Here is a 23,931-nt window from a genome sequence, read left to right as displayed (position 1 = left end):
AGCCCGACTCGGGTGTAGGATGGCGTCTGCACATTCGAGTCTCACGGCGCGCCCGGCCTTCCGGCTGGGATGAAGCGCCATGCAAGGGAAGCCGTCCGCCCGATGCGGTCCAAATCGTTCCTCACCGGCCTGTCGCTGGCACTGCTCACCATTGCGCCCGCCAGGGCGCAGGAGGTCGTGCAGGCGCTGCCCGGGACGACGGATGCCGACGCGCTTGCCGCGCAAATGCGGCGGCTGGCGGTCAATCCACGCGATGTCGGTGCGCTGGTCGACGCGGCGCAACTGTCGCTCAAGCTGGGCGACATGCGCGCCGCTGCCGCGCTGCTCGCCCGCGCCGAAAGCGTCGACCCGCGCAGCGGACGGGTCAAGGCCGGTCAGGGATCGATCCTGGTCCAATCCGAACGTCCGGGCGAAGCGCTGCGATATTTCGCGCAGGCGGAAAGCCTGGGACTGGATGCCCGCACCTTCGCTGCCGATCGTGCACTGGCCTATGATCTGACCGGTGAGCAGGATCGCGCGCAACGCGATTATCGTATCGCCCTGCGCGACCGGGCGGACGATGCCGAGACTATTCGCCGCTATGCGCTGTCGCTCGGCATTTCGGGACAGCGCGCGCCTGCGCTCGCGTTGCTCGATCCGCTGGTGCGCCGCAGCGATCGTGGCGCGTGGCGATCGCAGGCGTTTGTGCTGGCAATGACGGGGGACGTGGAGGCGGCTTCGCGGATCGCGGCGACGATGATGCCGGGCGGGGCAGCCGGTCTGTCGGCGTTCTTCCAGCGCCTGCCGGCATTGCCAGCGATCGACCGTGCATTTGCCGTGCATTTCGGCCAGGTGCGCGCGACGCCGGAGCGGCTTGCCGATGCCCGCATGGCGCCCATCCTGCCATCTCTCGCGCGCGATCCGGGCACCGCGACGCTGGTCGCCAGCAACACGCCGGTGCCAAATCGTCGCAACCGCCGGGATCGCGAGGCGCCGCCGACGCGATCCGCCACTGCGCAGCCGCTGGGTTCGGGCGTGCCCTATCGCACCGCGCCACCCGTGACGGTGGCATCGGTTACGCCTCGGCCCACCATCCAGCCGTCAATTGCCCCGCAGACAGGTCAGTCGAACACGATGGCAGCGGCCATGCTGCCCGCCAGCCCGGTGGCTTCTACCGGATCAAGTCCTTCGCCCGCGTCGACCGCCGCCGCCGCGACGCGGACAGCGTCGGACATCGCTGCGCAGCGCATTGCCGATACGCGTCTTTCTCCGGGGCCGACGATCGTTCCACAGTCTGCACTTGCACCCGCCACGACATGGGGGACGTCCGCAACGGCAACGCCGCTGTCCGCAACCATCGCGCCCTCGTCCGCACGCCCCACAGCGATCGACACGTTGCCCACACCTGCTCAGCCTGTTCCGGTGCAGGCCGCCGCCGTTGCGCCATCGACCAGCGCCGCGGTGAGCACGGTGTCGCCTCGCGCGATCAGCACCCCGCCGCGCTCCTTGCCCGCGGCCGGGAGCGCGCGGATGAGCGAGGATTCTATCCTTGCACGGATCGTCGCCGGGCTGTCGATTCCGGCATCCGAACTCGATGTCGAGCCGCCGCCGCGCTCTGTTGCGGCAACCGTGGTGGCGCCGGAAGCAGCATCTGCCGTGCCGCGACCCGGTGCGGCGCCCAATCCCTCTATCGCGGCCAAGGCTGAGGCCGATCGTCTGGCGCTCGCCAAGCTTGCGGCGGCCAAGACCCTGGCCGACAAGCGCGCCGCCGATCGCAAGGCGGTTGCGGAGCGCAAGGCGCTGGCCGAGAAGAAGGCTGCGGCCGAGAAAAAGGTCATTGCTGACAAGGAAGCCGCCGACGCCAGGAAGCTGGCGCGTTCGAACCCGCCGCGAATCTGGGTCCAGGTGGCCGGCGGGGCCTATGAAGGCGATCTTCCCAAGGCCTGGAGCGCGGTGAAGGCCAAGGCGCCGGCGGTATTCGGCAGTCGTGAGGCGTGGACGACCCCGCTGCGCGCAACCAACCGCGTGCTGGCCGGGCCGTTCAGGACCGACGCTGAAGCGCGCGGTTTCGTCAACGATCTCAAGAAGCAGGGCGTATCGGCCTTCACCTTCACCAGCGATGCAGGGCAGCCGGTAAAGAGACTCGGGGGTAAGTGAGCGCGCGCGCGCCCTGGGCCTCGGACCCGGCGCGCAGCAGAGGCCGCCTTCACGAAGAACATACCGGGACCGACCGCGGCCCGCGCGACGCCTTCCAGCGCGACCGGGACCGCATCATCCACTCGATCAGCTTTCGCCGCCTGCGCCACAAGACCCAGGTGTTCATGGCGCCCGATGGCGATCACTTCCGCGTTCGGCTCACCCATAGCCTGGAAGTCGCGCAGATCGGCCGCACGGTTGCCCGCACGCTCGGCCTCAACGAGGATCTGACCGAGGCCTTGTGCCTGGCGCATGACATCGGTCATCCGCCGTTCGGCCACGCTGGCGAGGATGCTCTGAAGGCGGCACTCGCCGGCGCGGGCGGGTTCGACCACAATGGCCACACGCTGCGCACCCTGGTGTCGATCGAGCGGCCCTATCCGCGATGGAACGGGCTGAACCTGACCTGGGAGACGCTCGAGGGATTGGCCAAGCACAATGGCCCGGTTCGCCACGCCGGCTGGGCCTTGGCCGCGGCGGATGCGGCCTATCCACTCGATCTGGCCTCATGGCCGTCGCTGGAGGCTCAGGTCGCCGCCATCGCCGATGACATCGCCTATGACAATCATGACATCGACGACGGGCTACGCGCGGGGTTGCTGACGCTCGATCAGCTACTCGCCGTCCCCCTCGTCGCGCGCAGCTGGGATGCAGCACGCACGCGATTCGCCGACGTCGAGCCGGCGCGGCTGATGGGAGAATTGATCCGCGGTCAGATCGGCGCGATGGTCAACGATCTGATCGTCGAGACCCGTGGGCGGATCGCGGCGAGCAGGGTGGGTAGCGTCGACGAGGTGCGTGCGGCCGGCATCTGCCTCGCCGGCTTCTCGCCCGCGATGCGCGAGGCGGAACGTGACCTCAAACGGTTCATGTACGCCAACCTCTATCACCATCCGCGCCAACTGGCGGCGGCGGACGCAGCCCGGACGATCGTGGCCGGGCTGTTCGCCGCTTATCATGGCGATCCCGGCGTAATGCCCGCCGAATGGAAGGATCGGCTGCCGTCGAGCGAGCCTGCACGCAGTCGGCACATCGCCGACTTCATTGCCGGGATGACCGATCGCTATGCCATTTCCCGATACCGGGAGCTGATCGGCGCGATCGATCTTCCCGACGGCTTCTAACGAACCGGGTCAGTGCCTCAGTTGGAGGCGATTTCCACGCCGGCGGCGGCGCCGCGGGCGGCTGCCGTGCGGAACGCTACGGGCACGCCGCCCGATGTTCCGGATACGCGACCGTCACGGACGACGAGACGGAAGGTCTCGCCAGTCGGCAGGCGACGGCCCGAGATGACGGTGCGGCCGTTCTGCGTCGGGGCTGCGGTATAAACGTAGGTGCTGCCGTTGTGGACGAAGCGATGTTCGCCTTCCTGCGCCATGCCGATGGTCGAGGTGAGCGCGAGGGCGGCGGCTGCAAGCATCTTGATGGTGGTGCGCATGATCGTGTCTCCCGCATGTGTACGTCGAGCCGGTCAGGTCTTCTCCCAAACTTTCGAGCGACCGATTATTGCGCTGCAGCATATCTCGCAAATGCCGACATCGTCATTTGAGTTGCAGGATTTGCATCCGTCGCTGCGATCGGTCGCCCCGTGATTGGACAGCGTCGTCGCATGCGGTAGAGCGCGAGGCATGACGCTATACACCCGCTTTGCCGCGCACATGGATGCCGCCCTCGATGCTCTGGTAGACGCGGGCACGCTGCCCACCGGTCTCGACCGCAAGCACGTGACGGTCGAGCCGCCGCGCGACACGACGCATGGCGATCTCGCGACCAACGCTGCGATGGTGCTGGCCAAGCCTGCCGGACTGAAGCCGCGCGATCTTGCCGATGCGCTGGCCGGCGAACTGTCGCGCCTGGAGGAGGTTGGCGAGGTCGCCGTCGCCTGCCCAGGCTTCATCAATCTGCGGCTCACCGACGGTGCATGGCGCAGCGAATTGGCCGCGATTGCCGACGCGGGCGACGATTACGGACGTTCGCGCACGGGTGAGGGCATCACCGTCAATATCGAATATGTCTCCGCCAATCCCACCGGGCCGATGCACATGGGCCATTGCCGGGGCGCGGTGGTTGGCGATGCGCTGGCCAATCTCCTCGCCTTTGCCGGCCATCGGGTGATCCGCGAATATTATGTCAACGATGCCGGCGGGCAGGTCGACGTACTCGCCCGCTCGGTCCATCTGCGGTATCGCGAAGCGCTTGGCGAGAGCGTCGTGATCCCCGAAGGTCTCTATCCCGGCGACTATCTTGTGCCGGTCGGTCGAGCACTTGCGACCGAGTTCGCACATCGGTTCGCAGACGAGCCGGAAAGCGATTGGCTGGCGCTGTTCCGCACGCGGTCGGTGGCGGCGATGCTGGTGCTGATCCGCGACGATCTGGCGCTGCTCGGCATCCATCACGACGTGTTCGCCTCCGAAGCCGAACTTCAGGCCGCGGGCAAGCCGGAGGCTGCGGAAGCCGAACTGCGCGCACGCGATCTGGTCTATGACGGGTTCCTGGATGCGCCGAAGGGCGAGACGCCCGAGGACTGGGAACCGGTCGAACTGCCGCTGTTTCGGTCTACGGCATTCGGCGACGATCAGGATCGCGCGATCAGGAAGTCGAATGGCCAATGGACCTATTTCGGAGCGGATCTGGCCTATCATTTCCAGAAGGCACAGAGTGCCGATGCGCTGATCGACATCTGGGGCGCGGATCATGCAGGCACGGTCAAGCGCATCGTCGCCGCGGTTGCCGCGCTGACCGGGGGCAAGACCCGCTTCGACGTGAAACTCGTCCAGATGGTCCGCCTGCTACGCGCCGGTGAACCGGTGAAAATGTCCAAGCGTTCCGGCAATTTCGTGACGCTTGCTGATGTCGTGGAGGAAGTCGGCCGCGACGTGGTGCGCTTCACCATGCTGACCCGCCGTTCAGACGCGCAGATGGATTTCGACTTCGCCAAGGTCGTCGAGGCATCCAAGGACAACCCTGTCTTCTACGTCAATTACGCCCATGCCCGCATCGCGTCGCTGCACCGGCGTGCGGACGAGGCGGGGATCGCCGCCGGTAAGGCCGATCTGTCCCGCCTTGATACGCAAGAGCTGGCGCTGGTGAAGCTGGCCGCGCAGTTTCCGCGCGTGGTGGAGACCGCCGCCGCTGCCCGCGAGCCGCACCGAATAGCGTTCTATCTCTATGACCTAGCGGCGGAGTTTCACGCGTTGTGGAACGTCGGCAACGATTCTCCCGATCGTCGCTTCCTCGTGCCCGATGATGCGGACGCCACGCGCGCGCGTCTTTTCTTGGCCGCCGCAATCGGGCAGATCATCCGCAACGGTCTGGCCATCATGGGGGTCGAGGCGCGTTCGGAGATGCATTGATGGCCGACGAGATGAACCTGCGCGAGGAGGACCGGTTGCCCTGGCTCGAAACAGTCGAGCCCGACGACAACGAAGGCGTCGCTGCCGGGCGCGTGATCGCGTTCGTGCTGCTCGGGCTCGTCATCCTCGCGGGGTTGATCTTCGCGATCTACCGGTTGCAGAATCCGACGCCTGCGGGCGACGGTCAGCTGATCGCCGCGCAGGAGGGCGATTACAAGGTCAAGCCCAATGATCCGGGCGGGTTGAAGGTGGAGGGCGAGGGTGATGCCGCCATCGCCGCCAGCGCAGGCAAGGGTGCGGGCAATGGCGCGATCGACCTTCGCGGCGTGCCCGAGCGTCCGGTGACAGGGCCGCGCGTCGTCGTAACCCCCGCCCCGCGCGGCGAGGGCGGTCGTAACGCGGTGGCGCAGGTGCCTGCCCCTGGCGGCAGGCTCGTGGCCGCGGCGCCGGTCACCGCCAGCCGTACCAATGCCGCATCCGCCACGCCCAGCGGATCGCTGGTCCAGCTCGGCGCCTTCCCGAGCGAAGCCGTCGCCAATGCCGCCTGGACCAGCTTTTCCAAGCGGTTCGCCTATCTCGCGCCGCTCGGCAAATCGGTTCAGCCGGTCGCGAGCGGCGGACGCACGCTGTTCCGCCTCCGGGTGAATGCAGGCAGCGCCAATCAGGCCGCGGACATATGCGGGAGGCTGCGGGTCGCAGGGGAAAGCTGCTTTGTCGCGAGCTGACCTTTGCGGACGCGCCGCGCGGGGCTAGACCGGCGCGATGACACCTGCGATCTTCGGCCTGTCCGGCCCCGTCCTCACCCCCGATGAGCGTGCGTTCTTTGCGGCCGTGGAACCTGCCGGATATATTCTCTTCAAGCGCAACGTGGTGGATCGCCCGCAGCTGCGGGCGCTAACCGACTCGCTGCGCGATGTCGCCGGGCGTGACGATTTGGCGATCCTGATCGACCAGGAAGGCGGGAGGGTGGCGCGGATGGGGCCGCCGGAATGGCCGGCTTTCCCGGCAGGGCCGCTTTTCGACACATTGTACGAACGCGCGCCGATGTCGGGAATCGAGGCCGCGCGTGCCAACGGCCAAGCGCTGGGACTGATGCTGCGCGAATGCGGTATCACCGTGAATTGCGCACCGATCCTCGATGTCGGTCAGCCCGATACGACCGACGCGCTGGCGACCCGGGTCTATGGCCAGGAGCCGATGCGGGTCGCCGCCATGGGCCGCGCCACGCTGGAGGGACTGGCCGCGGGCGGCGTCGTCGGCGTGGTCAAGCACATGCCGGGTCACGGCCGCGCGATCGTCGATAGCCATCACCTGCTCCCGATGGTCAGCGCGACCGAGGCCCAACTCGAAATCGACCTCCAGCCCTTTCGTGCGCTCGCCTCGGCGCCGATGGGCATGACCTCGCACATCGTCTTCGAGGCATGGGACGCTGTCCGCCCCGCCACCTTGTCGCCCGTCGTCATCGCCGACGTGATCCGCGGGCGAATCGGCTTCGACGGGCTGTTGATGACCGACGACATAGACATGAAGGCGCTGTCCGGCACCGCCGGCCAAAAGGCAGCGGCGGCAATCGAAGCGGGGTGCGACATCGTGCTCGATTGCTGGGCGCGCATGCCCGAGATGATCGACGTCGCCAACCGGCTCGATCCCATGAGCGAGCGATCTCGCGCCCGGCTTGACGCGGCGATGGCGAGGGTCGGCACGCCATCGGGGGACTTTGCCGCAGCGGTCGCCAAGCGCGACGCGCTTCTGGCGCTCGCCTAGCTGTGCGACGCGTTCCCGCGGTTGCGAGAAGTTCTGCCTCCGACCACCAGGATCAACGCGGGAGTGGAAAAGCACGACGATGAGGCCTAGATAGAAGGGGTCATAGGAGAATTGTCATGGGCGGTTTCAGCCCCATCCATCTGCTCGTGCTCGCGGTCGTGGCCATCCTTCTGCTCGGCGGCGGGCGTTTCTCCAGCCTGATGGGCGATGTCGCCAAGGGCGTGAAGAACTTCAAGAAGGGTATGGCCGAAGAGGATACGCAGGCATTGTCGGCGCGGATCGAGGCCAAAAAGGCGGCGGAGCCGGCGTTCGACCGCGACGGTGAGCGGCTGCGCGACGCCGATCGCACCCGCGACGAGCGCTGATTCGCGGGCAGCTGAATGTTCGGTATCGACACGTCCGAATTGCTGCTGGTCGCGTTCGTCGCGTTGGTGGTTATCGGGCCGAAGGACTTGCCCAAGGCGATGCGGGTCGTCGGCTATTGGGTTGGCAAGGCGCGCGGCGTCGCGCGGCAATTCCGCTCAGGCTTCGACTCGATGGTACGCGAGGCCGAACTCGAGGAGATGGAGAAGCGCTGGGCGTCGGAGAATGCGCGGATCATGAGCGAGCATCCCGCCACCGCTACCGCCCACGCCGATATCGCCGATCCGATCGAGACTGAGGCACAGCCGGCCGATACCACCGCGGAGCCGATCATGGTGGAAAAGCCCGAAATGGTCGCGGGACCAGATGATCGCGGGCCACCGCGTACCGGCGAGGCGCTGTCGTGAGCGATACGACAGTGAACGAACCCGCCGAACTGGAGTCGGAGATCGACGCCAGCCGCGCGCCGCTGCTCGACCATCTGATCGAACTGCGCCGTCGCCTGCTCTATTGCATCGCCGCGGTCGTCGTCGCGTTCGGAATCAGTTATTATTTCGCCGAAGACATTTTCGCGCTGCTGGTCCAGCCGCTGCTGACCGCCGGTCAGAAGACGGTGATCTACACGCAGATCTTCGAGGCTTTCTTCGTCAAGGTGAAGGTAGCTTTCTTCGCGTCGATGATGATCGCCTTCCCGGTGATCGCCAACCAATTGTGGCAGTTCGTCGCGCCCGGCCTGTACAAGAAAGAGCGTCGTGCGCTTCTCCCGTTCCTTTTTGCGACTCCGGTGCTCTTCGCGATGGGTGCCTCGCTCGCCTATTTCATGGCGGTGCCGATGGCGCTTCACTTCCTGCTGAGCTTCCAGGGCGACGTGGGCGGCGTGCGGCAGGAGGCTCTGCCCGCGATCGGCAATTATTTGTCGTTCATCATGCAATTTCTTTTCGGCTTCGGCATCGCCTTCCTGCTGCCGGTGCTGCTCATGCTGCTGGAGCGGGGCGGGATCATCACGCGAAAGGGGCTCATCGGTGCGCGCCGCTATGCCATCGTCGGCGCAACGGCCATCGCCGCGGTGCTGACGCCACCCGATCTGATGAGCCAGGTACTGCTCGCGGTCCCGCTGATCCTTCTGTACGAAGTCGCGATCATCGGCATCTGGTTTACCGAGCGCAAGCGCGCGCGCGAAGGCACCGGAGACGAAGCCGTCGAAGCTTGACGTGAAAAAGGCCCCGCGCGACGCACGGGGCCCGTTCAAAACACTTGACTGAGCGACTTACTTGGCGTCGTCTGCCGTCTTGGCGACCGTCTTGCCCGCCGAACTGACATCGCGGCCGACACCTTCGACCGTGTTGCAGGCGCTGACCACGAGAGCGCCAGCGACGATCGCAAAACCGAACAGTTTGCGCATAGATACCTCCTTGAAGGGCTTGGATGCCACAGGTGCAATGCGCGGGGCAGATGCTTCGTTCCGGACGATGCGCGCCCAGGCAATTCTGCAATGTCTGGAAAAGGTTAAGGCCCGAAGACGTCACCGGGGGGGGAGGGTGGACGCCTTCGGGCCTATGACTTGGACAGCGAGAGCGGGGGGGCATAAGGTCGCTGTCCGAATATGAAAACGACGTTTGCCGATCGGGGTTCCGTGCGACGACAACTTTTTTCGACGGTCCGGTCAATCCCGGCCCAGCACCGCCACTGCGATCTCATAAGCGCCGGTTAACGGATCGTGATGGAGCGGTGAGCGCAACTGGCGCGACAGGCCCTCCATCACCCGCCCGTAGCGGGTCGATGCGAGCGCGCGCAGATCTTCCGAATCGACCAGAGCGCGTGACACGACCCTGAGCGTGGCGCGACCGTCGTTCTCGCCGGGCTTGAGCGACAGTCTGATCTGCGCGACGGGATCGCAGCCGGTCGCCAGTTCGACCATTTCGGTAATGAGGAAGGCGATCGCGACGGCGACGTCCTGGCTAACCAGATAGGGATCGATGTCCAGCGTAATGCCCATGCCGTGCGATTCGGCCGCCGCGGTCGCTCGGATGTTGGCGGCGAGTTCACCAAGGACCGGCCTCAGATTGAGACCGCGATTGTCTTCCATCTCCGCAAAATGGTTGCGGTGGACGACGGCAAGCGCATCGACGCGCCGCTGGATCGAGGCATAAGCGGCGGTCGCATCGGGGCTGGGCGCACCGCGGGCGTGGAAATTGATGAGGCTGGAGATCACCTGCAGGTTGTTCTTCACGCGGTGATGGACCTCGCGGGTCAGCTTGGTCTGGCGGACCAGCCCTTCGGCAAGCCCCGCTTCGTGCAGCGCAACCGTCCGACTGATCGCGCGAAAGGTTTCGCCCAGTTCGCGTATCTCCTGCGCGGGCAGGGTGCCGAGCGCGCTGGGTTCGATGACCTCGCCCGGCAGGAACGATGCAACATTGGCCTTCAATCGCTGCAACGGGCGGATGAGCAACCGGTCAACGACGAACCAGCCGATCCCCGCCGCCGCCGCCCACATCAGCAGCGGCAGCAGCAGCGCGATGACGAGCGAAGAGGTTATCGGCGCGCTCGGCACGCTGGTCGCCAATTGCAGCCCGGCGATGCCCAGGTCGGCGCGCATCGTCTCGACCCGCTCGAACCGGCGATCGGGATCGCTGGTCTCTAGCGGCAGCGAATCCTCGCCGTGGACCAGCACGCTGCTCATGGCTGCGTTCCGCGCGCTCGGGGTGCCGATCCGCGCCAGAAAGGCCTGGGGGAAATAGGCTTGTCCGGTCAGCCTGCCGCCGGGGCCTTCGACGCCCAGAACCAGGGCGCGTCCCGGAATGATCGCAGCCTCGATCGGCATCGCCGATTCCTTGGTCGGCAGATCGACGGGCAGGGGATCGCCACACACCACGCGCCCGCGGCGATCGGTGATGACGAAGCGCGTGCCGATGGGCGAGGTGCCGTTGGCGGCTTGCTGCGCGAACACGCCCTGAGCACGCGCGCAACTGGGGGCATCCGCCGGGTCGGTGCCGAGTGCGTTGACCGCCACGCGCAGCGCCGTCATGTCGCCGATCAGTTCGATCGTAATGGCCCGCGCGCTCTCGGTAGCGGAAACGCGAAGTCGCGCTCGGGTTTCGGCATCGACGACGCGGGTGGTCTTCAGGGTCGCGACGATCGCGATCAGCGCAAGCGGGAGGAGCGCGGCGCTCAGGATCAGGAACAGCTTGGCGCCCGTGGTCAACCGAGCCATCGCGCCGTGGGCACCCGGGAGTGCCGATGGTTTGGAGGATGAATGTGGGGTGGCGCGCGCGGGTGAAGGCAATGGGGTGGCCATTCGGCCAGTCGCTAGCCCAACTTGCCCAAGAGGTCGAGCAGATCGTCGGGAATCGCCTCGTCCACCGTGCGCTGATAGACTGAACGCAAGGCGGTGCCCATGTCCCGGTCCTTGCCCTGTACCTTGGCCGCACGGGTCTTGGTCCGGCTATCGGCGGCGCGGCCATCGGCGGAGCCGCGCTGTTCGTCTGCCGCCTTGATGCTGGTGGCGGTCTTGTTGTCCTGGCCCAACCTGAAAATGTCCCCTGCACCGCCCCGTCGTGGGCCTACGCAACTATATGGCCGCATGACGCTCCGGGCGCGTGAACATGCGGCGATGGCGTGGAAACAAAAGAGCCGCTCGTTGGTTCCGCGAACGCAATCGAAATTTCGTTGCGTCGTTTGGGGGTGGGCATTCCGCCGCAGGACGTTCTAATGACACGCGCCCGCGGCCATGCGGGGCAGTGGATTTCCAGGGAGTTTCGCATACCCATGTCGCTTGGACAGCAACTCGCACCGCACCTTCCCTTCCTGCGGCGCTATGGCCGGGCGCTGACCGGCAGCCAGAGCCATGGCGACAAATACGTCCGCGCCACGCTGGAGGCGATCGTCGCGGCGCCCGGCGAATTTCCTGCGGACGTCGATCCGCGGCTGGGCCTCTATCGCATGTTCCAGGGTATCTGGAACTCGACGAACTACGACGAACAGCCGGGCGACGGCACCGAGGCCGCGGAGGCGGGCGATCAGGAATCGGTCGCGCGTGCGCGGCTTTCGCGGATGACGCCGCTGTCGCGCCAGGCGCTGCTGCTGACCGCGATGGAAGGCTTCACGCCCGAGGACGCGGCTTATCTGATCGACGTGGATACCTCCGAGGTCGATGCGCTGGTCGCCGAAGCGCTCGCCGAGATCGAGAAGCAGACCCGCGCGCGCGTGCTCATCATTGAGGACGAGCCGATCATCGCGATGGACATCGAAACCATCGTCCGCGACCTCGGCCATGACGTCACCGGCGTCGCGGTGACTCGCGACGAAGCCGTCGGTCTGGCGATGGAGGATCGTCCGGGCCTGGTGCTGGCCGACATCCAGCTGGCCGACGACAGTTCGGGGATTGACGCGGTCAAGGACATCCTGGCCAGGTTCGAAGTGCCGGTGATCTTCATCACCGCCTTCCCCGAGCGCTTATTGACGGGCGAGCGGCCCGAGCCGACCTTCCTCATCACCAAGCCGTTTCAGCGATCGACGGTCAAGGCGGCGATCAGCCAGGCGTTGTTCTTCAACCAGGCCACCGTGCCCGAGTGATCGGCGACGGTTACGGACCCAAAACGAACCTCGGGGGTTTGAGCGACATGGCAGACGAAGAAATCCACATCGGCGAGCAGGACGCCAGCGCAGGCAAGAAGCTCGGCGTGATGCGCTATGTCTTGGGCATATCGCTCGCGCTCGTCATCATCATCTTCGCGGTACTGATCCTGCGTTGAGCCGCGACCGGGCCGCTGGCATTGCGCGGCCTATGTCGCTATGTTGCATCGCATAAAGCTGCGGGACCGAACGGAATTGCATGACTGAGACTGCCGCGCGGCTCGATCGCGATGAGGACGATGGCGAGGACGCCCCCGCGCCCGTCGAACACGTCCCGCTGTCCGACAAGGATTTCAAGGCGCAGCTCGCGCAGGTCATCCCACACCTGCGCGCGTTCGGCCGCTCGCTGTCGGGCAGCCGCGATCTCGCCGATGATCTGGTGCAGGAGACGCTGCTCAAGGCGTGGGGCGCGAGGCTGCGGTTCCAGGCCGGCACGAACATGCGCGCGTGGACCTTCATCATCCTGCGCAACCTCTATCTTTCGCAGATGCGCCGCGCCCGGTTCAAGGGCGAGTGGGACGATCTCGTCGCCGACCGCATCCTGGCCGCACCTGCGAGCCAGGATCGCCATGTCGAACTCGGCGACATGCAGCGCGCGCTCCTCCACCTGCCGCAGCCTCAGCGCGAGGCGCTGATCCTCGTCGGCGCAGGCGGCTTCGCCTATGAGGAGGCCGCCGACATCTGCAACGTGGCGGTCGGCACGATCAAGAGCCGCGTCGCGCGCGGCCGCGTAGCGCTGGAGGCGATCCTGACCAACGGTTCGCTACCCTCGCGCCGCCAGCATGAAGTCGATGTGTCGAAGACGGCACTGGAGACGATCATGGATGAAGTCGAGGGTCTCAGCCGCGGCCACTGAGCCCCATGCGGCGCCGGTTCAGTGACCGCGCGGTGCACGATCGAGCATGTGCAACAGTCGTCGCATGTCTTCGGGCAGCGGCGGCAGCTCGCCATAAATGTCCCGCAGCGCCGAGCCGAGCGCGTCGCTCGGCAGCGGACGGCGGACGACGCCGAATTCGTCCGTGCGCGGTATCGAGGCGGGAAACCCTATCATACGTCAAGAACGACCAACCCACCGTTTCGTTTCCGCATGCTTGCAATATGTTAGATAGTCGCTCGATGCAGCGCCAACCCGCCACCCCGTCAACGATCCCGCAATGCGTCGACTCGCGTGTCGCCGCCGCAACCCGCCGCGCACGCGCCAATGCGCCGTTCCTGGCGATGCTGCTCGACCGCGAACCCGGAGTCGCGGCGCGGCTGGCCGATGGTCATCTCGATCCGCCGCCGGTCATCGCCAGCGACGTTTCGGTCGCGCGCCGCCTGCGCATGGAACGTTGCGCTCTCGCGCTGACCGTCGCGATCGGCGACCTGGCCGGAGTGTTCGATCTCACCACGGTGACCGCCGCACTGACCGATTTCGCCGACCATGCGCTTGATACCGCGATCGTCACCGCCATCGCCGAGCGTACGCCGGGAGAGGCGCCACGCGGCTTCGTCGGCATCGCGCTGGGCAAGCAGGGAAGCCGCGAACTCAACTATTCCTCCGATATAGACCCCATCCTTCTCTTCGATCCCGCCACGCTTCCCCGCCGGCCGCGCGAGGAGCCGGAGGCGGCGGCGGTGCGCATCGGCCGGCGCGTGGTGGAATTGCTCCAGGCGCGCGACGGCGACGGCTATGTGCTGCGCGTCGACCTGCGCCTACGACCGTCGCCGGAAGTCACGCCGATCGTGCTGCCGGTGGGTGCCGCCATCGCCTATTACGAAAGCCAGGCGCTGCCGTGGGAACGCGCGGCGTTCATCCGCGCGCGGGCGGCGGCGGGCGACATCGCGCTGGGGCAGGGGTTTCTCGACACCATTCGGCCGTTCGTCTGGCGGCGCGCGCTCGATTTCGGCGCCATCGGCGAAATCCGGGGCATCTCGCGCCGCATCCGCGATCACCATGCGCAGGGGCAGGCGTTCGGACCGGGCTATGATCTCAAGCGTGGCCGGGGCGGCATCCGGGAGGTGGAGTTCTTCGCGCAAATCCATCAGCTGATCCACGGCGGCCGCGACGCGGAGTTGCGGGCGCCCGCCACCCGCGATGCGCTGGGGCGGCTGGCACGGGCCGGCTGGATAGAGGCGCCGGCGGCCGATGCGCTGGCACGCGCCTATACGCTGCTGCGGACGATCGAGCACCGCGTCCAGATGATCGACGATCGCCAGACGCATGCGCTGCCAGCGGGCGAGGCGCTCGACCGCGTGGCCAGGCTGCACGGCCTGGAAGACGCTGCCGAACTGCTCGCGCTGCTGGCGCCACATGTCGGCACGACGGCTCGGACCTATGACGCGCTGGACGATGGCGCGGCACCGGCATTGTCGCGCGATCCGGTGACGCTGCGCGACGCGCTCGGCGGTTTCGGCGATGTCGACGCCGCGGTGCGCCGGATCGCCGCATGGCGCGCGGGCACCTATCCCGCGTTGCGCAGTGCAGTCGCGCGTGAGGCGCTGGAAGCGGTGCTTCCCGTCCTCATCCCCGCGCTCGCCGCCTCGGCGGATCCGCAGGCGGCGCTGCTCCGGCTTGATGGCCTGCTCGAACGGCTGCCCAGCGCGCTTAACATATTCCGCCTGCTGGAGGCGCGACCCGGGCTTGCCGCCTTGCTCGCCGCGATCCTCAGCCACGCCGCCACGCTGGCCGAGGCGCTCGCCCGGCGTGCCGAGCTGCTCGACGGGTTGATCGACGCGACCGCGCTCGATCCTGTCGGCGACGTGGCGGCATTGGCAAGCGCGATGCGCGGCGGGGAGGCGGGGCAGGATTATCAGGAGCTGCTCGATCATGTGCGCCGCATCGTCGGTGAAACGCGATTCGCGCTGGGGGTTCAGATCGTCGCCGGGGTAGCCGATCCGATTGAGGTCGCCGCAGGCTATGCCCGCCTTGCCGAAGCGGCGATCGGGGTGCTGACGGAGGCGACGATCGCCGATTTTGCCCGCGTTCACGGGCGAGTGCGGAAAAGCGAATTCGTCGTGCTCGCCCTAGGCCGCATGGGCGGCGGGCTGATGACCCATGCGTCCGATCTCGATCTCGTCTATCTCTTCACCGGCGATTTCCGCGCGGAATCCGACGGCGCCAAGCCGCTCGGCGCAACGCTGTATTACAATCGGCTCGCGCAGCGGGTGAGCGCGGCGCTGTCGGTCGCCACCGCTGCGGGCGCGCTTTATCAGATCGACACCCGGCTCCGGCCGCAGGGTGCGCAGGGACCGCTGGTGGTCTCGTTCGACTCCTTCGCCCGGTATCAGCGAGAGGACGCCTGGACCTGGGAACACATGGCGCTTACCCGCGCCCGGCCGGTCTTCGGCTCGGCGGCAGCGCGCGCCTCACTGGCGGCGATCGTCGCCGATACGCTGGCGGCGGGGCATCCCGGTCGCGACGCGGTGCGCGATGCGATCGCGATGCGCACCGACATGGCCGCGCACAAGCCGCCGGCGGGCGCCTTCGATGCCAAGCTGCTGCCCGGCGGGCTGGTCGATCTGGAATTTCTTGTCCACGCCGTTCAGCTCGTCAATCGTACCGGCTTCGATCCCGATCTGCGGGTGGCGATCACGCTGCTGGCGGGGCAGGGCCTGATTCCCGCGGAGCTGCGCGAGGCGCATGACCTGCTCACCCGCATGCTGGTGACGCTGCGGCTCGTCGCTCCCGATGCAAAAGAGCCGGGGGAGGCGACGCGTGCGCTCGTGGCGCGCGCGCTGCGCCTTCCCGATTGGGCCAGCGTGGTTGCGGCATTCGCCACGACCCGGCAGGAGGTGGCCGGGCTTTGGCAGGAGATCGCCGGTGGAACACGGTGACGCACTTCCCGACGTGACGGTGACGCTGGTCGACGGCGCCATACTTGCGCTCCCCTCACTGAAGGGCGCGCCGGCGATCGTCTATTTCTACCCCAAGGACGACACGCCCGGCTGCACGCGGGAGGCCAACGACTTCTCCGATCTCGGCGAAGCCTTCGCCGCATCGGGCGCCACCGTGATCGGCATTTCGCGGGACATGCCCGAGCGCCACGCCAAGTTCGCCGCCAAACACGGCCTCACGGTGCGGCTGGCGAGCGATACCGACGGCAGCACGTGCGAAGCCTTCGGCACCTGGGGAGAGAAGCAGCTGTACGGCAAGACGCACATGGGCATCGAGCGTGCGACCTTCCTCTTCGCGGCCGACGGCACGCTCGCGCAGGTGTGGCGAAAGGTGAAGGTGCCGGGTCATGCGCAGGCGGCGTTGGCGGCGGTGCAGGCCCTGTAATCGGCCCCTGTACTCGAGCGTTTTGTTGCTGCGGGACTTCGGTTCAACGGTTCGCCGCTGCCCGATGCCGGTCTGACGCGCTGCGAGCGTCGCGCTATTGCACAAAGCGGACGCGCTGGGTCACACATTAATTGTCCAGGGAGCGGTGGGGCTGCAACCCGGTCGGTTATTCACGAGCATGGCGGCACACGGCCGTCGGGCGCATCGTATCGGGTTTTGATGACCATTTTCACCGTATCGGTCGTGTCGAAATATCGCACTGCGGTCCTGGCGCTGGGCTTGGCAGCATCGGCCACGTCCGGGATCGCGCAGGCCGCCGATGGCGCCGCCGCCACCCCCGTTTCGTCGGGCGGACCGTTCCTTGCCGCCGCCAGCGAGGCTGCGACGGCGGAACTTCGCTCCGACCAGCAATTCCGCACCCTGTTCCAGACGTGGAAGCGGCTGGACACGCCCCAGAGCGGCATCGGCGCGATCGCCATCCCCTCGGTCCAGCCGGTGCAGAAACTCTCTTTCACCAGCAATTTCGGCATCCGCAGCGATCCGTTCCGCGGCACCGCGGCGATGCACGCGGGCGTCGACATTCCCGGCCCCGTCGGCACGCCGATCTATGCCACCGCGGACGGCATCATCAGCCACGCCGGGCGCCAGGGCGGCTACGGCAATCTCGTCGAGATCAATCACGGCAAGGGCATTGCCACCCGCTATGGCCACCTTTCGCAGATCCTCGTTGCCGACCACGCCCGCGTAACGCGTGGCCAGATGATCGCGCTGATGGGTTCGACCGGGCGCTCGACCGGCCCGCACCTCCATTACGAGGTGCGCATCGACGGCCATGCGGTCAACCCGATCCCCTTCCTGACGACCGCCGACTATCTGCTCGCGTCTCAGGATCAGGCGGTGCGCGCGATCCCAGTATCCACCGATGGCCCCGCGCCCCAGGATTGAGGCGGATCACGCACGTCTGTTGCCGGGCACGACACACGCGCCTATCTGCGTAACATGGCAACGCTCGTTCAAGACATCGCTCTGACCCCATCCGCTGCCGCGCGCGTCGCGGCGATTGCCGCACGCCAGGGAAAGCCGGCGATCCTGCGGCTTTCGGTGGACGGCGGCGGTTGCTCCGGATTCCAGTATAAGTTCGCGCTCGCCGACGCGCCGGAAGCCGCCGATACCGTCGCCGAGACCGACGGAGTTCGCTTGCTGGTCGACGAAATCAGCCTCGATCTGGTCCGCGGCTGTTCGGTCGATTACGTCGAGTCGCTTGGCGGCGCGGCGTTTAAGGTCGCCAATCCCAACGCCGCCTCGGGCTGCGGCTGCGGGTCGAGCTTCGCTGTCTAAGCCGTTGAAGATCGTCACCTACAACGTCAACGGCATCAAGGCACGGCTGCCCCGCCTGGTCGAGTATCTGGCCGAGGAGCAGCCCGGTATCGTCTGCCTTCAGGAGTTGAAGTCGAGCGACGAGACGTTCCCGGCGGCAGAGATCGAAGCGACCGGCTATGGCGCGGTGTGGCACGGGCAAAAGGGCTTCAACGGTGTCGCTGTCCTGGCGCGCGGCAAGCAGCCGGTGGAGCGTCAGCGCGGGCTATCCGGCGAGATTGAGGACGAGCATAGCCGCTATCTCGAATGCGACGTCGACGGGCTGATCGTCGCCTCCATCTACCTCCCCAACGGCAATCCGCAGCCGGGGCCGAAGTTCGACTACAAATTGCGCTGGTTCGAACGGTTGCGCGCGCGTGGCCGGGAATTGTTGTCGTCAGAGGTGCCGACAGTGTTGGCGGGCGACTTCAACGTCATTCCCAACGACGACGACACCTTCTCGATCCGGGCGATGGCGGAAGACGCGCTCATGCAGCCCGAAAGCCGGGAAGCCTATCGCCGGCTGGTAGCGGACGGCTGGACCGACGCCCTGCGCACCCGACACCCGCGGGGAGGCGTCTGGACGTTCTGGGATTATCAGGCGGGGGCGTGGGCGCGCGACGCCGGGTTCCGCATCGACCACCTGCTCCTCAGCCCGGCGGTCGCCGACCGGCTGCATGATGCCGGCGTGGACAAGACGCATCGCGGTCGCGAGCGGGCGAGCGATCACGCGCCGACCTGGGCGGCGCTTCGCTAACATTTTTTGAGGCCGCTTCGTTGCGCCAGGAATTGGCGGAAGTGGCCACGATCTGGCGAATGGCGCAGAGCTCTCTCGTGCTAAGTCTCTGAGATTGCACGACCTGAGTGTATGGCACGACTAATGCAGTGACACACCTGCGGCACGGGGCCGCAGGGAGAATGAAGATGGTTGGATTTCAGGACGTCGCGCTGAGCCTGGTGGCCATGATCGCAGCGCCAACCGAAGCGCCGCGCACCGCGCCCGCGCCGACTGCTGCACAGAGCATGTCCGCGAAGGACGACAGGACGCGCTATTGCGTCGTCGATACGATCACCGGCTCGCGGATCGCCCGACGCATCTGTCACACCCGCAACCAATGGCTGAACCAGGGGTCCGATCCGCTCGCCGGCAAGTGAGCCGATGCCACGCGCACCCGCACCCGCCGCCGTGCGGGTCGGGTGCGCCGTCACAGGTCGCGCGCGTAGATCTGATAGACCTTGTTGATGCGGCCTTTCAGCGTCTCGGCAATCGACACCATTCCCTTGTTGTCGTCCAGGATCCAGCCGATCTCGCCCCGCGTCGCCCCATAATGCGCGATGGCAGCCCGCCGAATATAATCGATCATCATAAAAGCCAACTGACTAGCCATCCGCGAGGTTTGCAAATCCTTGACGACCCCCATCAGGGGCACTCGCACCGTCCTTGCCTTGGGCGCGCGCAGCCATAACAGCAGCTTGGCCCACCCAAAGGGCAGCAGCCGGCCGTTCAGCGGCGCGATAGCTTCGTTCAAGTCGGGCAGCGTTATCATGAACGCCACCGGCCGCCCGTCGACCTCAGCGATGCGGATCAGGTCGTTGAAGACGATCGGCTTGAGCTTGACGCCGACGTCGGCGATCTCGGGTGGGGTGAGCGGCACGAAACCCCAGTTGTCCGACCACGCGTCGTTGAGAATGGCCAGGATGATCGCCGCCTCCTCGTCGAACTTGCGCTTGTCGACCTGCCTGATCCGGATGCGCGAGTTATTTTCGCCCGACTTGATGATGCGTTGCACCAGCGGCGGGAATTCGGGGATGATGTCGACTTCGTAGGTCAGCAGTCGCTTGGCGCGGGCATAATCCGCCGCTTCGATCCATGCGCGATATTCCGGCATGGCGTGGCCCATCATGATCGTCGGAGGATGGTCATAGCCTTGAACCAGGAGTCCCGGCTCTTCCCAAATCGACATGCTGATTGGTCCCAGCGCACGCGTCATGCCCTCGCCACGCAGCCACGCCTCGGCACGGGCGAGCAGAGCCTTGAAGATGTCCTCGCGCTCCGCCTCCATCAGTCCCCATTGGCCTACGCCGGGGCCGAAACCTTGCGCGGCCGGCATCTCCAGTGCCAGGGTGTCGATGTGCGCCGAGATGCGCCCGACGACCCGTCCGCCTTCCTCCGCCAGAAACAACTGCGCCTTGGCATGGCTGAACCAGCCGTTCTTGGCCGGCGTGATGAGCCCAAGCGCCTCTCCCTTCAGGGGCGGCACCCAATTCGGGTCGCCTGCATATAACCGGAAGGGCAGGTCGATGAAGATCTTGCGATCGCGCGGCGTTTCGACGGAGCGAATGGTCAATTGGGTCGGCAATTCGTCCTCCAGAATGTGACCGAGGTGTTTACCAGCGCGGACGGGCAAGGCGAGTGACGATTGCGTCATCGCATCGCAGCCGACCGCAGGCTGCAACTTTCACCGCCGCGCTCGGCCTGTAATTGCCACGCTGCCGCCACTATCTCCGGGCAATGGACCATATTATGAGCACCTTGTCCCTTCATCGCTCGGCTCCGGCTGCCGCGCGTGCCGCTGCTCCCACGCACCGCGTAGCGGACGACCGCGCGATGCTGCGTGCCGCGGCGGAACTGACCCGTGATCTTTCGGCGCCGCGACCCGCGATCTATTGGGCGGACCTCATCGTCTCGGCCGTGATCGGCTATGGCTCGTTCGTGCTGGCGGTCAGCACCAGTTCGACTGCTGTGATGATCCCGGCCGGGATCGTTGCGGTCCTGGCATTGTACCGCGCGCTCAGCTTCATCCACGAAGTCAGCCACATGAAGCATAGCGCGTTGCCCGGATTTCGCCTCGGCTGGAACGCGCTGGTCGGCGTGCCGCTGTTGACCCCTTCGTTCATGTACGAAGGCGTCCACAACCTTCACCACGCAAAGACGCGCTATGGCACGTCGGAAGACCCCGAATATCTACCTCTCGCGCTGATGAAGCCGTGGACATTGCCGCTGTTCATCCTGGTGGCCGCGCTCGCGCCGGTGGCGCTTCTGGTCCGCTACGCCGTCCTCGCACCCCTGTCGGTTCTCGTGCCGCCGCTGCGCCGCATTGTCGTGGAACGGTATTCGGCACTCGCCATCAATCCGGCATTTCGCCGACGCAGCCCGGAGGGCGCGGCGCGTACCCAGTGGAATCGCATCGAGATCGCTGCAAGCGTTTGGGCGATCGTCATCGTCGCATCGGTCGTGACCGGCGCCGTGCCGCTGCGAAGCTTTGCGATCGGGTTCGCGTTAGTCTCCGCGGTGGCGGTGACCAACCAGGTGCGCACACTTGTGGCGCATCTTTGGGAGAATGAGGGCGAGGCGATGACCGTCACCGCGCAATATCTGGATTCGGTCAACGTGCCGCCACCCACCTTGCTGCCCGCTTTGTGGGCGCCGGTCGGATTGCGCTACCACGCCTTGCACCATCTGCTGCCCAGCCTTCCGTACCACGCGTTGGGAGAGGCGCATCGTCGCCTCAGTGCGGCGCTTAGCGAAGACTCACCCTATCACAAGTCGAGCTACGCCGGTCTACCCGGCCTGGTCGGCCGCATCGCGCGCAGCACCATGCGCCTCGCGCGTTAGGACTGTCCTCCAGGCCGCCCGTGGCCGTTCTGCGGCCAGGAGCAATCGAGCGAAGGGCAGGGTGGTGTGAATAACACAACCCGCCGTCATTCCTCCGTACGGATCAGTACCGCTTCGCCGATCAGGAGGAACAGCAGGAACGGCGCCCAGGCCGCCAGAAATGGCGGATATGCGCCCAGATTGCCCATCGCGAGCGCGAAATTATCCGCGACGAAATAGGCAAAACCAAGCGCCATGCCGATCACCGCGCGCACGAACAATTGCCCGGACCGGGCCAGGCCGAACGCGGCTACCGCGCCCAGCAGTGGCATCAGTACGGAAGACAGAGGGCCTGAGAGTTTGTGCCACAAGGCGCCTTCCAGTGCCTTTGTCGGCCGGCCCGATTCTGACAGGTCGTCGATCGCCGCCTTCAGCGCATCGAAGGGCAACCCCTCTGCATCGACCGTTGCCAGCGTGAACTGGTCCGGCCGCACACCCCGTGCAACCATGATCGTGCCGAGCGGAGTCTCCCGCCCCGTCGCCACGTCGAAGCGCCGCGCGTTGGCGATCCGCCAGCCGTCACGGTCGCGCATGCCGACCGTGCCCCGGACTATTGCGACCAGATTGCCGCCGGTGCGATCATAGATAGTGACGCCGCCGAGCCGCGCTGCGTCGCCGCGGCCACGAATCTGATCGACCTGGATCAAATCGTCGCCATCTCGCACCCATACATTCGATCGGTCGCCGCGGTCGATCGGCAGCGCCCCGTAATCCACCCTTTGCCACTGATCGAGAGTCGCAGTCGCGCGCGCGACGATCCGCTCGTTGAAGCCGAAGCTGATGATCGCCACGCCGAAGCTGGCGATCAGCAGCGGCGCGAGTACCTGATGCGCCGACAGGCCGGACGCCTTGAGCGCCACGATCTCGCTGTTCTGGTTCATCTGGATCAGCGTCAATATGGTGCCGAGCAGGACCGAGAAGGGCAGGAAGCGCGCGACGATCTGCGGCGTGCGCAGTCCGACATAGCGCCAGACCTCCGCATCGCCATTACCCGCCTGCGCCAGAATCTTGCCGGTTTCGCTCAGCAGATCGAGCGCTTGCAGAACCAGTACGAGCGCCGCCAGGATGCCAAAGGTGCGGACCAGAAACAGCCGCGCCATGTAGATCGCGACTGTGTGCGACGGGAAGAAGCTGGCGCCTTTCATGCCGGCAGCACCTTCCTACGCGTCGGCAGCCGAGACATGATCGCCTTGCCCGCCTTTGAGAATACGCGTTCCAGCGCGCCGATCGGCTGACCGCCGGGGACATAGGCGATCGTGTAGTACATCCAGAACACCAGCCCAGCGAACAGTCCAAACGGAACCCACAGGGCAATCAACGGGTCGATCCGCCCGAGTTCGCCCACGTCGGCAGCATATTGATTGATCTTGTGATAGGTCACGATCATCACGATCGAAAGGAAGACTCCCAGCGCGGAGGACGACCGTTTCGGTGGCACTCCGAGCGCGAGTGCAAGCATCGGCAGCAGGAACATCGACGCGACCTCCGCCAGGCGGAAGTGGAATTCGGCGCGGCTCGAATCGCGCTGCGCCTCCGTCGTCCCCTGCTTGCCACGTCGGGCCAGTTCGATCAGACCCGACTCCAGATTGTCGCCGCCGCGCTGGCGGAAGTTCTCGAAGCGCGGCAGGTCGATGGGCAGGTCATGGCTGCTGAAGGTCAACACGCGCGGAGCCTTGAAATCGGGTCGGTTGTGGATCAGCGTGCCGTTGGTCAGCCGAAAGATGATGACGTTTTTGTCGTCTGTGCCCAGGAACTGACCCTGTTCGGCGGTCACCGCGAGCCAATCACCCGTAGGGGTGCGGACGTTGACGAAAATACCGGACAGGTCGCGCCCGCTTTCGCGGCTTTGCTCGATACGCAATGTCATGCGCGCGCCCAGATGGGTGAATTCGCCGACCTTGATGGATGCTCCAAGCGCCCCGGTGCGCAATTCGAAGCGCAATTGTTCATAAGCATAACGGGCGCGGGGCTGGACATATCCCACGATCGCCAGGTTCACGAGCGCAAGCACGACCGCATACATGTACGGTACGCGCAACAGCCGCGAATAGCTCATGCCGACCCCGCGCATCACGTCGAGTTCGGACGACGTGGCCAGCTTGCGAAAGGCAAGGAGGATGCCCAGCATCAGTCCGATCGGAATGCCGAGGCCGAGATATTCGGGTAACAGATTGGCCAGCATCCGCCAGACGACACTCACCGGCCCGCCCTCGGTCGCGACGAAATCGAACAGCCTCAGCATGCGGTCGAGCACCAGCAGCATCGCCGCGATGACGAGCGTCGAGAGCAGCGGCACCGCGATCAGCCGGGCCATATAGCGGTCGATGGACTTCATGCTGGGACGCGCTGAACCTTGGACGGTGAGTGCCGGG

25 protein-coding genes are annotated in these 23,931 nt (G+C 66.2%); 18 read left to right on the top strand and 7 right to left on the bottom strand.

Features of this window, described 5'->3' with window-relative positions:
• Positions 1 to 102: 102 nt before the first annotated feature.
• Together VF643_RS01920 and VF643_RS01915 are read left to right on the top strand one after the other, a co-directional pair.
• Entirely contained in the window at positions 103 to 2,136 is a 2,034-nt protein-coding gene (locus VF643_RS01920) for a tetratricopeptide repeat protein (RefSeq protein WP_331041668.1), read from the top strand.
• The gene (locus tag VF643_RS01915) at positions 2,133 to 3,299 is read left to right on the top strand and encodes a deoxyguanosinetriphosphate triphosphohydrolase (RefSeq protein ID WP_331041667.1); all 1,167 of its coding nucleotides are present in this window, start codon (positions 2,133 to 2,135) and stop codon (positions 3,297 to 3,299) included. The genes VF643_RS01920 and VF643_RS01915 overlap by 4 nt, the downstream gene beginning before the upstream one ends.
• Before the next feature lie 17 nt (positions 3,300 to 3,316).
• Here VF643_RS01915 and VF643_RS01910 read toward each other — a convergent pair whose 3' ends face one another.
• On the bottom strand, positions 3,317 to 3,613 hold the full coding sequence (locus tag VF643_RS01910; protein ID WP_331041666.1) for a hypothetical protein: 297 nt from the start codon (positions 3,611 to 3,613) through the stop codon (positions 3,317 to 3,319).
• 190 nt (positions 3,614 to 3,803) lie between these two features.
• On the opposite strand from VF643_RS01910, the gene argS reads away from it, so the two are divergent.
• The 6 genes from argS (at position 3,804) to tatC (ending at position 8,865) form a co-directional block, all read left to right on the top strand.
• A complete protein-coding gene (gene argS / locus VF643_RS01905) occupies positions 3,804 to 5,528 on the top strand; it encodes an arginine--tRNA ligase (RefSeq protein WP_331041665.1) in 1,725 nt (574 codons plus the stop codon).
• Positions 5,528 to 6,253 carry an SPOR domain-containing protein gene (locus VF643_RS01900; protein WP_331041664.1) on the top strand — a complete coding sequence of 242 codons (726 nt, stop codon included), beginning with the start codon at positions 5,528 to 5,530 and terminating at the stop codon, positions 6,251 to 6,253. The genes argS and VF643_RS01900 overlap by 1 nt, the downstream gene beginning before the upstream one ends.
• Positions 6,254 to 6,290: 37 nt before the next feature.
• Positions 6,291 to 7,292: a glycoside hydrolase family 3 N-terminal domain-containing protein gene (locus tag VF643_RS01895; protein ID WP_331041663.1), complete on the top strand. Its 1,002-nt coding sequence runs from the start codon at positions 6,291 to 6,293 to the stop codon at positions 7,290 to 7,292.
• 116 nt (positions 7,293 to 7,408) lie between these two features.
• Complete coding sequence (locus VF643_RS01890; RefSeq protein WP_331041662.1) at positions 7,409 to 7,657, top strand: Sec-independent protein translocase TatA; 249 nt, start codon at positions 7,409 to 7,411, stop codon at positions 7,655 to 7,657.
• Positions 7,658 to 7,672: 15 nt separating this feature from the next.
• The gene (gene tatB / locus VF643_RS01885) at positions 7,673 to 8,062 is read left to right on the top strand and encodes a Sec-independent protein translocase protein TatB (protein ID WP_331041661.1); all 390 of its coding nucleotides are present in this window, start codon (positions 7,673 to 7,675) and stop codon (positions 8,060 to 8,062) included.
• Positions 8,059 to 8,865, top strand: a complete 807-nt coding sequence (tatC, locus tag VF643_RS01880; RefSeq protein WP_414713765.1) for a twin-arginine translocase subunit TatC — start codon at positions 8,059 to 8,061, stop codon at positions 8,863 to 8,865. Before tatB ends, tatC begins: the two co-directional genes overlap by 4 nt.
• Positions 8,866 to 8,922: 57 nt before the next feature.
• Here tatC and VF643_RS01875 read toward each other — a convergent pair whose 3' ends face one another.
• The 3 genes from VF643_RS01875 to VF643_RS01865 form a co-directional block, all read right to left on the bottom strand.
• Positions 8,923 to 9,057: an entericidin A/B family lipoprotein gene (locus tag VF643_RS01875; protein WP_331041660.1), complete on the bottom strand. Its 135-nt coding sequence runs from the start codon at positions 9,055 to 9,057 to the stop codon at positions 8,923 to 8,925.
• 261 nt (positions 9,058 to 9,318) lie between these two features.
• Positions 9,319 to 10,866, bottom strand: a complete 1,548-nt coding sequence (locus tag VF643_RS01870) for a sensor histidine kinase (protein ID WP_331041659.1) — start codon at positions 10,864 to 10,866, stop codon at positions 9,319 to 9,321.
• Positions 10,867 to 10,961: 95 nt separating this feature from the next.
• On the bottom strand, positions 10,962 to 11,180 hold the full coding sequence (locus VF643_RS01865; protein ID WP_331041658.1) for a NepR family anti-sigma factor: 219 nt from the start codon (positions 11,178 to 11,180) through the stop codon (positions 10,962 to 10,964).
• A gap of 240 nt (positions 11,181 to 11,420) precedes the next feature.
• Here VF643_RS01865 and VF643_RS01860 point away from each other — a divergent pair, with 240 nt between their 5' ends.
• The 9 genes from VF643_RS01860 to VF643_RS01820 all read left to right on the top strand — a co-directional run bounded on the left by VF643_RS01860 (position 11,421) and on the right by VF643_RS01820 (position 19,059).
• Positions 11,421 to 12,227, top strand: a complete 807-nt coding sequence (locus VF643_RS01860) for a response regulator (protein ID WP_331041728.1) — start codon at positions 11,421 to 11,423, stop codon at positions 12,225 to 12,227.
• 47 nt (positions 12,228 to 12,274) lie between these two features.
• Positions 12,275 to 12,406, top strand: coding sequence for a hypothetical protein (locus VF643_RS01855; RefSeq protein WP_331041657.1), 132 nt, complete (start codon positions 12,275 to 12,277; stop codon positions 12,404 to 12,406).
• 80 nt (positions 12,407 to 12,486) lie between these two features.
• A complete protein-coding gene (locus VF643_RS01850) occupies positions 12,487 to 13,143 on the top strand; it encodes a sigma-70 family RNA polymerase sigma factor (protein WP_331041656.1) in 657 nt (218 codons plus the stop codon).
• Between the two features lie 362 nt (positions 13,144 to 13,505).
• A complete protein-coding gene (locus tag VF643_RS01845; protein WP_331041727.1) occupies positions 13,506 to 16,103 on the top strand; it encodes a bifunctional [glutamine synthetase] adenylyltransferase/[glutamine synthetase]-adenylyl-L-tyrosine phosphorylase in 2,598 nt (865 codons plus the stop codon).
• Complete coding sequence (locus VF643_RS01840) at positions 16,090 to 16,548, top strand: peroxiredoxin (RefSeq protein ID WP_331041655.1); 459 nt, start codon at positions 16,090 to 16,092, stop codon at positions 16,546 to 16,548. The genes VF643_RS01845 and VF643_RS01840 overlap by 14 nt, the downstream gene beginning before the upstream one ends.
• 219 nt (positions 16,549 to 16,767) lie before the next feature.
• Positions 16,768 to 17,493 carry a M23 family metallopeptidase gene (locus VF643_RS01835; RefSeq protein ID WP_331041654.1) on the top strand — a complete coding sequence of 242 codons (726 nt, stop codon included), beginning with the start codon at positions 16,768 to 16,770 and terminating at the stop codon, positions 17,491 to 17,493.
• 54 nt (positions 17,494 to 17,547) lie between these two features.
• Complete coding sequence (locus tag VF643_RS01830) at positions 17,548 to 17,886, top strand: HesB/IscA family protein (protein ID WP_331041653.1); 339 nt, start codon at positions 17,548 to 17,550, stop codon at positions 17,884 to 17,886.
• A 4-nt stretch (positions 17,887 to 17,890) separates the two neighbouring features.
• A complete protein-coding gene (gene xth, locus VF643_RS01825; RefSeq protein WP_331041652.1) occupies positions 17,891 to 18,661 on the top strand; it encodes an exodeoxyribonuclease III in 771 nt (256 codons plus the stop codon).
• A 167-nt stretch (positions 18,662 to 18,828) separates the two neighbouring features.
• Positions 18,829 to 19,059 (top strand): hypothetical protein, encoded by a 231-nt coding sequence (locus VF643_RS01820; RefSeq protein WP_331041651.1) that lies wholly within the window; start codon positions 18,829 to 18,831, stop codon positions 19,057 to 19,059.
• A 50-nt stretch (positions 19,060 to 19,109) separates the two neighbouring features.
• Here the strand turns inward: VF643_RS01820 and VF643_RS01815 are convergent, their stop codons facing one another.
• On the bottom strand, positions 19,110 to 20,264 hold the full coding sequence (locus VF643_RS01815) for an N-acetyltransferase (RefSeq protein ID WP_414713772.1): 1,155 nt from the start codon (positions 20,262 to 20,264) through the stop codon (positions 19,110 to 19,112).
• A gap of 164 nt (positions 20,265 to 20,428) precedes the next feature.
• Here VF643_RS01815 and VF643_RS01810 point away from each other — a divergent pair, with 164 nt between their 5' ends.
• The gene (locus VF643_RS01810; protein WP_331041649.1) at positions 20,429 to 21,520 is read left to right on the top strand and encodes a fatty acid desaturase; all 1,092 of its coding nucleotides are present in this window, start codon (positions 20,429 to 20,431) and stop codon (positions 21,518 to 21,520) included.
• A gap of 86 nt (positions 21,521 to 21,606) precedes the next feature.
• Here VF643_RS01810 and lptG read toward each other — a convergent pair whose 3' ends face one another.
• Positions 21,607 to 22,704 carry an LPS export ABC transporter permease LptG gene (lptG, locus tag VF643_RS01805; RefSeq protein ID WP_331041648.1) on the bottom strand — a complete coding sequence of 366 codons (1,098 nt, stop codon included), beginning with the start codon at positions 22,702 to 22,704 and terminating at the stop codon, positions 21,607 to 21,609.
• Positions 22,701 to 23,894 carry an LPS export ABC transporter permease LptF gene (gene lptF / locus VF643_RS01800; RefSeq protein WP_331041647.1) on the bottom strand — a complete coding sequence of 398 codons (1,194 nt, stop codon included), beginning with the start codon at positions 23,892 to 23,894 and terminating at the stop codon, positions 22,701 to 22,703. Before lptF ends, lptG begins: the two co-directional genes overlap by 4 nt.
• Positions 23,895 to 23,931: the final 37 nt, after the last annotated feature.

This window comes from Sphingomonas sp. (assembly GCF_036387595.1).
GTDB lineage: Bacteria > Pseudomonadota > Alphaproteobacteria > Sphingomonadales > Sphingomonadaceae > Sphingomonas.
This window is presented reverse-complemented; position numbering and strand designations above follow the sequence as displayed.

Coding starts and splice junctions, on each gene's coding strand:
- VF643_RS01810 (WP_331041649.1), top strand. CDS start 20,429: ATGAGCACCTTGTCCCTTCATCGCTCGGCTCCGGCTGCCGCGCGTGCC.
- VF643_RS01875 (WP_331041660.1), bottom strand. CDS start 9,057: ATGCGCAAACTGTTCGGTTTTGCGATCGTCGCTGGCGCTCTCGTGGTC.
- lptF (WP_331041647.1), bottom strand. CDS start 23,894: ATGAAGTCCATCGACCGCTATATGGCCCGGCTGATCGCGGTGCCGCTG.
- VF643_RS01845 (WP_331041727.1), top strand. CDS start 13,506: ATGCTGCTCGACCGCGAACCCGGAGTCGCGGCGCGGCTGGCCGATGGT.
- VF643_RS01850 (WP_331041656.1), top strand. CDS start 12,487: ATGACTGAGACTGCCGCGCGGCTCGATCGCGATGAGGACGATGGCGAG.
- VF643_RS01820 (WP_331041651.1), top strand. CDS start 18,829: ATGGTTGGATTTCAGGACGTCGCGCTGAGCCTGGTGGCCATGATCGCA.
- VF643_RS01830 (WP_331041653.1), top strand. CDS start 17,548: ATGGCAACGCTCGTTCAAGACATCGCTCTGACCCCATCCGCTGCCGCG.
- VF643_RS01895 (WP_331041663.1), top strand. CDS start 6,291: ATGACACCTGCGATCTTCGGCCTGTCCGGCCCCGTCCTCACCCCCGAT.
- VF643_RS01890 (WP_331041662.1), top strand. CDS start 7,409: ATGGGCGGTTTCAGCCCCATCCATCTGCTCGTGCTCGCGGTCGTGGCC.
- argS (WP_331041665.1), top strand. CDS start 3,804: ATGACGCTATACACCCGCTTTGCCGCGCACATGGATGCCGCCCTCGAT.
- VF643_RS01860 (WP_331041728.1), top strand. CDS start 11,421: ATGTCGCTTGGACAGCAACTCGCACCGCACCTTCCCTTCCTGCGGCGC.
- VF643_RS01870 (WP_331041659.1), bottom strand. CDS start 10,866: ATGGCTCGGTTGACCACGGGCGCCAAGCTGTTCCTGATCCTGAGCGCC.
- tatB (WP_331041661.1), top strand. CDS start 7,673: ATGTTCGGTATCGACACGTCCGAATTGCTGCTGGTCGCGTTCGTCGCG.
- VF643_RS01910 (WP_331041666.1), bottom strand. CDS start 3,613: ATGCGCACCACCATCAAGATGCTTGCAGCCGCCGCCCTCGCGCTCACC.
- VF643_RS01920 (WP_331041668.1), top strand. CDS start 103: ATGCGGTCCAAATCGTTCCTCACCGGCCTGTCGCTGGCACTGCTCACC.
- VF643_RS01900 (WP_331041664.1), top strand. CDS start 5,528: ATGGCCGACGAGATGAACCTGCGCGAGGAGGACCGGTTGCCCTGGCTC.
- VF643_RS01835 (WP_331041654.1), top strand. CDS start 16,768: ATGACCATTTTCACCGTATCGGTCGTGTCGAAATATCGCACTGCGGTC.
- lptG (WP_331041648.1), bottom strand. CDS start 22,704: ATGAAAGGCGCCAGCTTCTTCCCGTCGCACACAGTCGCGATCTACATG.
- VF643_RS01855 (WP_331041657.1), top strand. CDS start 12,275: ATGGCAGACGAAGAAATCCACATCGGCGAGCAGGACGCCAGCGCAGGC.